Source organism: Mesorhizobium sp. C277A (assembly GCF_040324395.1).
Classification (GTDB): Bacteria; Pseudomonadota; Alphaproteobacteria; order Rhizobiales; family Rhizobiaceae; genus Mesorhizobium.
In genome coordinates this window covers 1252221-1264315 of the sequence record NZ_JAMYVW010000002.1, presented here as the reverse complement: position 1 = coordinate 1264315, position 12095 = coordinate 1252221, and the positions used below count along the sequence as shown (strand labels likewise).

Here is a 12095-nt window from a genome sequence, read left to right as displayed (position 1 = left end):
GGTGCTAATGAGCGCGGAAAATCCCCAGGAAAACCGCGATGATCGATACCAAAACCCTCACCCAGCTCGGCGCCCACGTCGAGACGCCACAGAGCCCGGAGACCGCGGTCCTGGAGACCGTGCCGTTCCAGCGCGGCGACGGACCGCCGGCGATCGTGCGCTTCACCTGCCCGGAATTCACCTCGCTCTGCCCGGTAACCGGACAGCCGGATTTCGCTCATATCGTCATCGACTACGCACCCGATGCCACGCTCGTGGAATCGAAGTCGCTCAAACTGTTCATGACCTCGTTTCGCAACCATGGCGCTTTCCATGAAGACTGCACGGTGATGATCGGCCGCCGCATTGTGGCGGCAACGAAGCCGCTGTGGTTGCGCATAGGCGGCTATTGGTATCCGCGCGGCGGCATTCCGATCGATGTCTTCTGGCAGACCGGCGCTCCGCCCGAAGGCGCCTGGTTGCCCGACACCGGCGTTGCCCCCTATCGCGGAAGGGGCTGAAGCTATTTTGCGGAACTTTAGCGGGACAGCGCCCCCCTCTGTCCTGCCGGACATCTCCCGCACACGGGGGAGATTGGCCGCCACATAGGCTTTAGCTAATCTCAAATGATGCGGAGCGGGCGAGACGCTGGAACTGCTGATCTCCCCCCGTGTGGGGGAGATGTCCGGCAGGACAGAGGGGGGCGCGAAGGATCGCAGGCGCTGACCCTCAATCAACATTATTCGCACTGATACTGGCTGAGCGCCCATTCACCGGTCACCGAAAGCAGATCGGATATCTTCCAGTCGCCGTCGACTTTCCTGAATTTCCATTCAAGGCGATGCGGGTTGCCGGCGACGACGAAGGCGACAATGACCTTGGCCTGGTCGCCATTGATCGCTTCGAGTGTCTTCAGGCTCTTATCGATCTCGGTCTTGTCATAGTCGGCATTGTCGAGCGCCATGTTGGGGTCGAGACATTCTCCCTGCCCGGATGTGCGCAACGCGTCGCTCTTGTCGAGAACGGTTTTTGCCGGGTCGATGAAGTGGCTGCGCTGCGCGGGATCGATCTCCAGTCCCACCTGATCGTAAAATGGCCGCACCACCGCCGTCGGGGATCCCGGCAGAATGGGTGCGGCCGGTGGGGCGTCGGCCGGCGGCCACCCAACCGGCGGTGTCGCCGGTTCCACCGCTGTCCCGGGTGGATTTGCGGGCGGTGCTGCGCCGGCCGGTGCCGTCACGGCCGGCGCATTGGCTGGCGGCGGGCCCAACAGGCCTTGTGCTGCGGCTGCGCTCATACCCACCGACAGCACGCACATGGGCGACAGCGCCAAGGCAAGACGGCGGAGCACGGGATCACTCCGGCGCTTTGTCGGGCATGCATTCCAGCGCGCTTAGCGTCCAGTTGCTGGTCTTGGAGGTGATGTCGGCGACCTTCCATTTGCCGTCGATTTCCTTCAGCGACCACAGCATTTCGCGTTTGGAATCATCGCCTTCCGCAAAAAGGCTGAAGGTGGCGGTGACTTCGGCCGTATCGCCATTGACGGTCTCGGCCAGCTTCAATGTCTTGGCAATCGACTTCTGGTCGAAATCCTGGGCGTCGAGGCCGGGATCGAAGTCGAGGCAGGCGACTTCGTCGGGCTTGTTCTTCGTTGCCTGGTCGTTGAGATCGAACAGCTTGGTCACCGGCTCGGTGAAGCGGTCGCGGTACTTTGCATCTCCCTCGAATTTCACCTCGGGCACATAAAAGAACTTCACGGCGTTGGAAGCCGGCCCGGCCAGCACCGTCGCTGGCAAGGCAATCGAAAAGGCAGCGGCAAGCACTATCGGTTTCATGCGGGATCTCCGGACGTTTGGCGGCAAGGCGGCAATACCAGACATCCTGCATATCGGCTTTTTTGCGGCTCATGAAGCCCCGGCTTACACCCTCTCAGCCATCCAGCCAGACGTTCTGCAGGTCCATCTCGAAGGTCTGGTGGACGCCGTAGTTTTTCACCTTCTTGTTCATGTGGCTGTAGAGCTTCTGCCAGAAGGGTTGAATGATGACGCCGGAATCCTGCAGGATCTGCTCGACATCCTTCATCACCTCACGCCGCTTCTCCACATCGATCAGCGACAGCGCCTGCTTCAGCTTGGCGTCGAAGTCCGGGTTGGAATAGGCCGATTCATTCCAGGCCTCGCCGGTGCGATAACCAAGCGCCAGGACCTGGACGCCAAGCGGGCGCATGTACCAGATGGTCATCGAATAGGGATATTTCGTCCAGTCGTTCCAGAAGGTCGAGCCCGGCAGCACCGTGCGCTTGACCTTGATGCCGGCGTCGCGCAGTTGGCCGGCAATCGCGTCGCCGGTGTTCTTCTGCCAATCGTCCTCGACGGTGATCAGCTCGTGCTCGAAATCGGCCTGCCCAGCGTCGGCCATCAGTTTCTTGGCGCCGGCCGCGTCGCGCGTCTTCTTGGGCAGCGCGAAATATTCAGGATGGATAGGGCTGACATGGTGGTTTTCACCGACCGTCCCTCGCCCGGCATAGCCGAGTTCCAGCACCGCATTGTTGTCGACCGCCATCTGCAGCGCGTTGCGCACCCGCTGGTCGTCATAGGGCTTGTGGGTAACGTTCGTGCGGGCAACCAGCGTGGTTGCCGTCGCAACCTCGGACTTCTCCAGCCCCATCTTATCCAGGATGTCGATGAAGTCGGCCGGAGTCTCGAAATTGAGGTCTATCTCGCCGGATTCGAAGGCGTTGATCGAAGCGTTGAAGTCGGTGCCGTAGTCGATGAACTCGACGCTGTCGAGCGGCGCTTCACCACCCCACCACTTGCCGTTTTCACGACGCTTGACCACCGCCTTCTGGCCGACATCGTAGGAGACCAGTTCGAACGGGCCCGTGCCGATCGGCTTCTTGACCGGGTCGGCGCCTTCGGCGTCGAAATTGCGGTGGACGACGAGCGCGGGATAATCGGTGAGGTTCGGAATCAGCGAAATGTCGGGCGCGCTGAGCGTCAGCTTGACCGTATTGTCGTCGACCTTGGCGATCGCGCCTTCCCTGGCCTTGCCCGACTTTTCGTCGATCAGCCCGCCGACGCGAGCGGCCATGGAGTTGCCGGCGACCTTCTTCTCGCACCAGCGGGTAACATTGAAGACCACGTCATCGGCGTTGAAAGCATCGCCATTGTTCCAGGTGATGCCCTTGCGCACATGCAACGTGTATTCAGTGGCGTCGTCATTGATGTCCCAGCTTTCGAGCAGCACTGGCTCGAAGGTGAATTCCCTGGTGTAGCGGACCAGCGGCTCCAGCCAGCAGCGCGAGATGTTGGCGAGTTCCACCCAGTCATAGGTGCGCGGATCTTTTTGGGCCTTGACCGACATCGATATGTGCAGCGTGCCGCCCTTCTTCGGCTCCTCGGCAAAAGCCTGTCCCGGCGCGGCAAGGCCGATCATGCCGTAGGCCAGCGCCGTCGATGCGCCGAACGCACTTGCCAATGCAAGAAACTCGCGCCGGTCCATACGGCCAGCACGCGTCTCTTGCGCCATCGCCTCGATGGCCGTTGGCACGCGATCGCCATTGCTTTTGAAAAGTGTCATGTCTTTCTCCCTTGCGGTTCCCATCGGGTCTTCGCCCGTTATCAACTCATTCGTCGTTCTCTTAGCTAACGCTGTCGGGCAGCCTCTCCTCGCGCTGCGCGATAAAGTCCCTGAGGCCCTCGGCAATGCCCTCATCGAGTTTCGGCTCTTCATAGTCGGCCAGCATGTTGCGGGCTTTCTCGCGGCCGCGCGTGTCGTGGTCCTTCGCCCCTCCAGCCTTCCATTGTTCGTAGGAGTTGAAATCCATGATGGTGGGCATGAAGAATGCCGACTCGTAGTGATCGAGCGTGTGCTGGGTGCCGAGGAAATGGCCCTGCGGCCCGACTTCGCGGATCGCCGCCATGGCCTCCTTGAAGTCGTCGAACGACAGGCCGCCGGCATATTTGTACCAGCCGACAAGCTGCTCGCAGTCGGTGGCGAATTTCGAATAGCCGCAGGTCAGCCCGGCCTCCAACCAGCCGGCGGAGTGCCAAATATAATTGGCGCCGGCGAGGATGGCGGCATGCATCAGCATGTTGGATTCATAGCCGGCCTGGGCGTCGTTGAGCTTGGAGCCGACATGGAAGCCGGAGGTTCGCCAGGGCAGTTTGTATTTCCGCGCCAACGCGCCCATCAGATACATCATCTGGGCGGCCTCCGGCGTGCCGCCCATCGGCGCGCCGGTCTTCATGTCAACCGTCACCATGAACTGGCCGTAGATCTGGGGCGAACCCGGGCGCAGCAGTTGGGTGAAAGCGACCCCGGCCAATGCTTCGGCATTGACCTGCGCCACCGCGCCGACGGCCGAGGCCGAAGTCGATGCGCCGCACAGCGCAAAGGGCGCCAGGATCAGCGGCTGATTGCTGCGGGCATAGACCTTCATCGCGTCCAGCATGGTGGCGTCCCACACCAGCGGCGAGTTGCAGTTGGTAATCGACACCAGCACCGGATTGTCGCGAACGAAATCTTCGCCAAAGACGATGCCCGCCATCGCCATCGTGTCTTCGGCGCGGTCTTTGGAAGTAACGATGCCCATGAACGGCTTGTCGGAATGCTTCAGCGCCGAATGGATGATGTGGAGATGCCGTTTCGGCACCGCGATCTCCATCGGCTCGCAGATGATCGAACTCGACGAATGCAGCGCCGGGGCCATGTAGGCGAGCTTGTGAAAATTGTTGAGGTCTTCAAGCGTGCCATAACGCCGGTTGTTGTCGAGGTCGCGCACGTAAGGCGCGCCATACATCGGCGCGAAGATGGAGTTCTTGCCGCCGACGCGCACGGTGCGCTCGGGATTGCGCGCATTGAGGGTGAATTCGGACGGAACCTTCGCGACCAGTTCCATCAGCAGGCCGCGGTCGATGCGGACGCGTGTCTCGGACACGTCGGCGCCCGCCGCCTTCCACATGGCGATCGCCTCGTCGTCGCGGAACTCGCAACCGACCTCTTCGAGGATGGCGAGTGACTCCTGTTGGATCAGTTCCACCGCCTCGTCCGGGACCATCTGGTAGGTGGGGATCTCGCGGACCAGCGTTGGGAACGAGGTGACGGGGGCGCTCCTCAGCGCCTTGCGTCCGAGGCGACCGCCGCCGCGGCGGTGGGTTTGCTCGGTCAGTTCAGTGGCCGGTGCGTTCATGGAGCCTCCTCATTCCGTCCAACCAAGTTAGCGAGAGGAAATATGGATGTGATGCTGGAAAATCCTGATCTCTTGTATAAGCTCAGCTTATGCGAAGCCTGCGCCACCTCCTGCCCTCGGCCGGCAGCCTGATCGTCTTCGAGGCGGCGGGCCGGCTGTCGAGCTTCACCGCTGCCGGGCGCGAGCTTGGCATGACGCAGGCCGCCGTCTCCTATGCGGTGCGCGGGTTGGAGGAACAGCTTGGCGCCCAGCTGTTCCAGCGCCGCCACCGCCAGGTCGTCCTGACAGAAGCGGGCGAACGCTTCCATGCCGACGTCTCACTCGGCCTGTCGCATATCCGCAAATCGGCGGAGGATCTGCGCCTGCAGGCGACCGGCGGTCATGTCACGCTGGCGGCGTCGACCGCCTTCGGCTCGTTCTGGATGATGCCGCGGCTGCAGCAGTTCCGCGACGAACTGCCGGGCATCGACTTGCGCATCCAGACCGCCGACCGCGATCTCGACATCATCGCCGAGGGCATCCCGCTCGCCGTGCGCGGCGGCGAGCCGCGCGACTGGGCCGACTATCATTCGCTGCCGCTGGCCGACGAGGAGATTTTTCCAGTCGTAGGCGCCAGCTATCTCGCGAAATTCGGCATGCCAAGGAGCGTCGCGGAGCTGGCGACGCATCGCCTGATCCACCTCGAGGAGCCCTACCGCGAGGCGGCTAGCTGGGACGAATGGTTCCAGTCGGCGGGCGGCAGCCTCGACAACACCGCGCGCGGCCTGCGCATCAACGATTACGGCCTCGTGATCCAGGGCGTCATGGAGGGCCAGGGCATCGCGCTCGGCTGGCGGCATCTGGCCGAACGGCTCCTGGCTTCGGGGCTGCTAGTGCCGGTGACCGACCATGTGCTGAGAACCGGCAAGGCGTTCTACGTGGTTTGGCCTAAGAACCGTGAGCTGAGCGAGAATGCGCGGAAAGTCAGGGACTGGCTGGCGGCGCAGGCTTGAAATCGGTTGCAGCGTAGTCACTATCGCGGAGTTCCTTCACACCCCCCTCTGTCCTGCCGGACATCTCCCCCGCAAGGGGGGAGATTGGCAGTTCATACGTCGCGTCACCCTTCAGGCATTGAAGATTGGCGAAAGCCGTCGTGACATCTGATCTCCCTCCTTGCGGGGGAGATGGCCGGCAGGCCAGAGGGGGGTGCTGTCCCGCTGGCGTCTCCAATGTCCGGCATTCATTGAAGCCTTCCGCACACCCTTCGAATCCGCCTATAATACCCCCATGCCCATTCGCCAGCTTTCCGAAACGATGATCAACCAGATCGCCGCCGGCGAAGTCATCGAGCGTCCGGCGAGCGTGGTGAAGGAACTGGTCGAAAACGCGCTCGACGCCGGCGCCTCCCGCGTCGAGGTCGTCACTGCCGGCGGCGGGCTGAACCTGATCCGCGTCACCGATGACGGCTCCGGTATCCCCGAACAGGAACTGGCGCTGGCCATTGCGCGCCACTGCACCTCGAAACTTGCCGACAACATTCGCGATATCCGCTCGCTCGGGTTCCGTGGCGAGGCATTGCCGTCGATTGGTTCGGTGTCGCGACTGTCGGTTCGCTCGCGCACGGCCGCAGGCGACGCTGCAGCCGAGATCGCCATCGAAGGCGGCCGCGTTTCGGCGGTCAAACCGGCGGCGGCCAACCGCGGCACCACGGTCGAGGTGCGCGACCTGTTCTTCGCCACGCCGGCCCGGCTCAAATTCATGAAGGGCGAGCGCGCCGAAAGCTCCGCCACCAGCGACGTGCTCAAGCGCATCGCTATCGCCTTCCCCGCCGTGCGCTTTACGCTCGCCGGCTCGGACCGCTCGACGCTGGAATTGCCGGCGACCGACGACACGGCGGAAGGCAGCCTGCGCCGCGTCGCGCAAGTCATGGGCGCCGAGTTTCCCGACAATTCCATCGCTATCGACGCCAGCCGGGACGGCGTGCACCTGACCGGCCACGTCTCGATCCCGTCCTTCACCCGCGCCAACGCGTTGCAGCAATATGCCTATGTCAACGGCCGGCCAGTGCGCGACAAGCTGATTGCCGGCGCCATTCGCGGCGCTTTCGCCGATGTGCTGCCGCGCGACCGGCACGCGGTGACCGTGCTGTTCCTGACGCTCGATCCGGCGACCGTCGACGTCAACGTCCACCCAGCCAAGGCCGATGTGCGCTTTCGCGACCCCGGCCTGGTGCGCGGGCTGATCGTCGGCGCCATTCGCGAGGCGCTGGCCAATGCCGGCATCCGCGCCGCCACCAGCGGGGCCGCCGGGATGGTGGCGGCGTTCCGGCCGGGAGCCGCCTCCTACGCCCATGCGGGTCCTGCCAACGGTCATCGCAGTTATGACGCGGCCTACCGGGCCTCGGGCTTTTCGGGCTTTGACCGCTCGCCACAGCGGCCGCTGGATATGGGATTTGACGGCGCCGGCTTCCGCGAAAACGACCAGGCTGCATTCGACGCCGGTCCGCTCGCCAGCGCCGATGCGCGTGCCGGCTTAGCCGAGCCGGCCGAGACGCTGCTCGGCACCGCGCTGGGCGCCGCCCGCGCGCAGGTGCACGAGAACTACATCGTCGCCCAGACCAGGGATTCGCTTGTCATCGTCGACCAGCACGCGGCGCATGAGCGGCTGGTCTACGAGGCGCTGAAGAATGCCCTGCACTCGCGCGCGGTGCCCTCGCAGATGCTGCTTCTGCCGGAGATCGTCGACCTGCCGGAGGAGGACGCCGAGCGGCTGGCCATGCATTCCGAAACGCTGGCCCGGTTCGGCCTCGCCATTGAGCGTTTCGGTCCCGGCGCGGTGGCGGTGCGCGAGACGCCGTCGATGCTCGGCGAAACCAATGTCCAGCAATTGGTGCGTGATCTTGCCGACGAGATCGCCGACAACGACACGATCGAGACGCTGAAGGAACGACTGGACAAGATCGCCGCGACTATGGCCTGCCACGGCTCGGTCCGCTCCGGCCGCCTGCTCAAGCCTGAGGAGATGAACGCGCTGCTGCGCCAGATGGAAGCAACGCCGGGCTCCGGCACCTGCAACCACGGCCGCCCGACCTATATCGAACTCAAGCTCGCCGACATAGAGCGGCTGTTTGGGCGGCGGTGAGCACAAGCCAGGTCAGGCCACACGCTCAATTCACCAACAGGCGATAATCCTTGAACCTATGAGAGAAAACGTAATCCCGTGAGTAACCGGCGCTACCGCCGCGAAAATTCACGGAGATTGTCTCGAAGCTTCTCCCAACCTGTTTTTGAACATTCATGTAGATGGGAGTCATCAGCATGCCGGCATCGCAATCGTCGTCATCGAAAGCGATCTCCTGAACGACCTTCTTTTTCTTCTTATCGATGACCCGCAGCTTATTCATGCAGACGAGAAAGCCCGCTTTCTCGTAGACCCCGGCAAATCTGTGGGTTGCTGTCTGCGCCCAGAAGGGAATCTCGACGGTGCCGTCAACCTTCGCCTCACCGGTATCGTCGAGGCTTGCGACCTTCTTCAGCGTGATCGGGAACTTGTCCGAGCCCTTGCTCCAAGTCTCTGTTGCGCCGCTTTCGCCAAGGTCGAGAGAAAACGGACATCCGGTGGTGCCAACGGGCGTTTTCGATCCCATGACCAGCACCCGGTCGTCCGCAATCTCGCAAAGGAAGACGCTGGTGCCACTGATCTTGCCGTACACCGCTATCGGGCTTTGCTTCGCGTCATGGAAATAGCTCCCCTCGACCGTAATCCCCCTGCCGAAACTGTCATATCTCTGCAGCGATAGGTGGACGGGGTTAGGTCCGATGGAGCCTTCGTAGTTTTCGACCTGATACCAGCCCGCGGCGGCTTTCCCGGTCAGCAGCAAAACGCAAAAAATTGCCGATATGAACAGTCTTCCCATTCCGTCCCCCAGTGAACGCAGCGTACCATAGCTGTCCTTCCTCTGGGTGTCTGCATTCTGATGGAAGCGGTTCTCGGTTTGAGTCCGAAAACAGCTCAAATCATTTGTTTTAACGCTTTAAATTCACCACGATCACGCCGCCCAGCGCCAGTGCGCCGCCGAGGATACCAAGTAGCGTCGGCACTTCGCCCAGCCAGAAGAAGCCGATCAGGGCTGACATGGGCGAGACCAGATAGAGGAAGTTCGAGGCGCGCGCTGCCGGAAGACGCGACAGTGCGGTTGCCCAGGCGGCATAGGCGATCAGGCTGGGCACGATGCCAAGAAAGATCACGGCGCCGATACCGGCCGTGTTGGCGACCGCGGCCTGCGCAAAGCCGCTCGGCAGAAAGGGTGCCAGGCAAAGCGCGCCAAGGATCATGTTCGAGGCCGAAATGGTCAGCGGGTGATGGCGGGCAAAGAGCGGCTTCTGGACGATCGTGTTGACGGCCGAGCACAGCGCGGAGCCAAGAACCAGCAGCGCGCCGGTGTCGAAACTCAAGCCATTGCCGTCAGCCACAGCGATGATACCGATGCCGGCGAAAGAAATCGCCGTGCCGAACCAGGCCCAGCTTGAGAAGCGCTCGCCGAGCAATGCCATTGCCATAATGGCGGTGAAGATCGGGCTGACATTGATGATGAAACCGGCGGCACCCGCCGAAACCGTCAATTCGCCGAAATTGAGCATGACAGTGTAGAGCGCGACGAAGATGGCGCCGCCAAACACCAGGCGCCACACTTCGTCGAGCCTCGGCAGCGCCGGGCGCTTGACGGCAAGAAAGATCGCCGCCGGCACCGCGGCAATGGCAAAGCGCAGCGCACCGAGTTCCAGCGGCCCGAAAGCGGCGAGGCCGGCACGGATCGCGGGAAAGGCCGAGGCCCAGCCAACCACCGTCAAGGCCACGGCGATGGCCGCCGTGGTGTCCATCCGCTGTGTCGGATTCGACGTGCTGGTCGTTGCGCTCATCTGCCTGTCCTCGGGTTCTCAGAGTGTTGAAAGGCAGAAAGCGCCTTTTCGGCGCCGTTGACAAACGATCAAATCGAGGATCACCTGTGACTATGGATCACAGCTCAGACACAATGGTGCCGCTCGAGACCCTGCGCGCCTTCGATGCGGCGGCGCGAACGGGGAGCTTTTCGGCCGCGGCCGAGAAGCTCAACATCACCCACGGCGCCGTCAGCCGGCAGATCGCCAAGCTGGAGGACTGGCTGGGCTTGAAAGTGTTCGACCGCGGCGCGCGCGGCGTCTCGCTGACCATCGAGGGCAACCGCCTGCATCTGCGCACGGCGGAAGCCTTTGCGCTGATCTCCAGCCATTCCGACCGCTGGGTCGAGCCGCGCGGCACCGCCGTGGTGCGGCTGACCTCGATACCCTCCGTCAGCGGGCTGTGGCTGATGCCACGCATGGCGGCGCTGGAGAACAATCCCACCAAGCTGCGCATCGTGCTCGACGTCGACATCCGCCAGGCCGACCTTGCCGATGAAGGCATCGACCTGTCGGTCCGCTGCGGCCGCGGCGGCATTCCGGGCCGCATCTCGGTGAAGCTGTTCGAGGAACATGTCTTTCCCGTCGCCGCGCCCGGCCTTGCCCACGAGATCGGTCGCGGCGACCCGGCCCGGCTGCTCAAATTTCCGCTGATCAACGATTCCGACGCTTCGGGGTGGCGTGCCTGGTTTGCCGCGCAAGGGATGGACTACCGCCCGCGCCCGCAGGATCGCCGCTTCGAGGACTACAATCTGGTGCTCGACGCTGCAGCTTACGGGCTCGGCATCGCGCTGGCACGGCCGCCGCTGACCGGACACCAGTTGGAGGCAGGCCGCATCGTCGCCGTCGACGAGCGCACGGCGCTGGACCCGGTGTCGTACTGGCTCGACCGGCCGCTGGGGAGGCCGCGCACGGCTGCCGCCGAACTTTCTCGCCGAATCGCCGTCGAGGCGGGGCTGGCGATGGAAAAGATGGAAGCGTTCCTCGAAGCCGAGCGATAGCGGCGATCATTCGGTGCTCAGCGAAGCACCAGCAAGGCTAGCCCGACAATGGCGACGGCCAGAAACCCGGTTGCCAGCGCCATCAGACCGACACGCGTCTGCTGTCGGCCTTCCGGCTGGGCCGCATCATTCGGCCCAGACGTCGCCTGCTCCCGCTTCATTGGCATATCGGCGGTGGCAGCGCGGCGCTGCGGCGAAACCACGGGTGCGAGAAGCGCAAACCAGGGCAGTCCTGCGGGCTTTGCGGCAGCGCCATCTTCGGCCTTGGCCGGCGGCACAAGCAGACCGCGCTGTGTGTCGTCATTTGCCGGCGAGCCCGCAACGACCCTGGTCGGCGCGACCTCGTCTGGCGCCTCGACGCCAGGTTCGGCAAGGGCCAGATAGGCCTGGAGGATCTCGGCAGAACCCGTCTGCTGCCCCTTTGCGGTGGCTGCGGACAACAGCGCCTGCAGCGCCGGCGCCGCTGCCGGCTTCAAAGGCGCGCCGGACGGCGCCGGCGGCTGCACCAGCGCCTTCATAAGTGCTGCTTTCGCCGGATCGGCCTTCGCCGACGGCAACGCTGCCAACATCATGGCCTCACGCAGCAGCGCGGTCAGGCGGGCGGATGAAATGTCCATGCCGGTCCCATAAGAATGGTTTGGAGCGACAATAGCGCCTCAGCATTGCGTCAAGCTTGACCTTGCCGGCAATTTATGGCGATGAAATCAGCATGAACCTTGGCACCACCCCATGATGAACCGCTTCGAAGGCCCCGGCGGCAAGGAAGCCCGTATCCGCTATCTCGACGGCGACTTCCAGGTCACCAGCCCCGGCGCCTTCGTGCGCTGCGCGGTGACCGGCGAGAGCATTCCGCTGGACGAGCTCAAATATTGGAGCGTCGCCAGGCAGGAGCCTTATGTCAGCGCAGCCGCCTCGCTGCGCCGCGAGATCGAGATGCATCCGGACCTGCGCAGCCGGGGTTAAAGGCGCGCACAGAGCCGTTGGTCGCGTTCCTTCACACCCCCCTCT

The 12095-nt window shown here is 63.4% G+C and carries 12 protein-coding genes; 5 read left to right on the top strand and 7 right to left on the bottom strand.

What is annotated here, in order from left to right; genetic code table 11:
* Positions 1–38 precede the first annotated feature (38 nt).
* Positions 39–500 carry a preQ(1) synthase gene (gene queF / locus NKK52_RS06270; protein ID WP_023682931.1) on the top strand — a complete coding sequence of 154 codons (462 nt, stop codon included), beginning with the start codon at positions 39–41 and terminating at the stop codon, positions 498–500.
* 218 nt (positions 501–718) lie between these two features.
* Here queF and NKK52_RS06265 read toward each other — a convergent pair whose 3' ends face one another.
* The 4 genes from NKK52_RS06265 to NKK52_RS06250 all read right to left on the bottom strand — a co-directional run bounded on the left by NKK52_RS06265 (position 719) and on the right by NKK52_RS06250 (position 5170).
* Positions 719–1330 carry a hypothetical protein gene (locus tag NKK52_RS06265; protein WP_023682932.1) on the bottom strand — a complete coding sequence of 204 codons (612 nt, stop codon included), beginning with the start codon at positions 1328–1330 and terminating at the stop codon, positions 719–721.
* 4 nt (positions 1331–1334) lie between these two features.
* Positions 1335–1814 carry a DUF3828 domain-containing protein gene (locus NKK52_RS06260; protein ID WP_023682933.1) on the bottom strand — a complete coding sequence of 160 codons (480 nt, stop codon included), beginning with the start codon at positions 1812–1814 and terminating at the stop codon, positions 1335–1337.
* A gap of 94 nt (positions 1815–1908) precedes the next feature.
* On the bottom strand, positions 1909–3558 hold the full coding sequence (locus NKK52_RS06255; protein WP_023682934.1) for an ABC transporter substrate-binding protein: 1650 nt from the start codon (positions 3556–3558) through the stop codon (positions 1909–1911).
* A 61-nt stretch (positions 3559–3619) separates the two neighbouring features.
* Positions 3620–5170, bottom strand: a complete 1551-nt coding sequence (locus tag NKK52_RS06250; RefSeq protein WP_023682935.1) for a trimethylamine methyltransferase family protein — start codon at positions 5168–5170, stop codon at positions 3620–3622.
* Between the two features lie 89 nt (positions 5171–5259).
* On the opposite strand from NKK52_RS06250, the gene NKK52_RS06245 reads away from it, so the two are divergent.
* Together NKK52_RS06245 and mutL are read left to right on the top strand one after the other, a co-directional pair.
* Positions 5260–6162 carry a LysR substrate-binding domain-containing protein gene (locus tag NKK52_RS06245; RefSeq protein WP_023682936.1) on the top strand — a complete coding sequence of 301 codons (903 nt, stop codon included), beginning with the start codon at positions 5260–5262 and terminating at the stop codon, positions 6160–6162.
* A gap of 274 nt (positions 6163–6436) precedes the next feature.
* On the top strand, positions 6437–8290 hold the full coding sequence (gene mutL, locus NKK52_RS06240) for a DNA mismatch repair endonuclease MutL (RefSeq protein ID WP_023739251.1): 1854 nt from the start codon (positions 6437–6439) through the stop codon (positions 8288–8290).
* 25 nt (positions 8291–8315) lie between these two features.
* On the opposite strand, the gene NKK52_RS06235 is transcribed toward mutL, so the two are convergent.
* Positions 8316–9065 carry a hypothetical protein gene (locus NKK52_RS06235; RefSeq protein ID WP_156932408.1) on the bottom strand — a complete coding sequence of 250 codons (750 nt, stop codon included), beginning with the start codon at positions 9063–9065 and terminating at the stop codon, positions 8316–8318.
* A gap of 109 nt (positions 9066–9174) precedes the next feature.
* Positions 9175–10068: a DMT family transporter gene (locus NKK52_RS06230; RefSeq protein ID WP_023671583.1), complete on the bottom strand. Its 894-nt coding sequence runs from the start codon at positions 10066–10068 to the stop codon at positions 9175–9177.
* 92 nt (positions 10069–10160) lie between these two features.
* Here NKK52_RS06230 and NKK52_RS06225 point away from each other — a divergent pair, with 92 nt between their 5' ends.
* Positions 10161–11087, top strand: a complete 927-nt coding sequence (locus tag NKK52_RS06225; protein ID WP_023682938.1) for a LysR substrate-binding domain-containing protein — start codon at positions 10161–10163, stop codon at positions 11085–11087.
* 17 nt (positions 11088–11104) lie between these two features.
* On the opposite strand, the gene NKK52_RS06220 is transcribed toward NKK52_RS06225, so the two are convergent.
* Positions 11105–11704 (bottom strand): hypothetical protein, encoded by a 600-nt coding sequence (locus NKK52_RS06220; protein WP_023682939.1) that lies wholly within the window; start codon positions 11702–11704, stop codon positions 11105–11107.
* A 112-nt stretch (positions 11705–11816) separates the two neighbouring features.
* On the opposite strand from NKK52_RS06220, the gene NKK52_RS06215 reads away from it, so the two are divergent.
* The gene (locus NKK52_RS06215) at positions 11817–12050 is read left to right on the top strand and encodes a DUF2093 domain-containing protein (RefSeq protein ID WP_023694434.1); all 234 of its coding nucleotides are present in this window, start codon (positions 11817–11819) and stop codon (positions 12048–12050) included.
* The last annotated feature ends 45 nt before the right edge of the window (positions 12051–12095 follow it).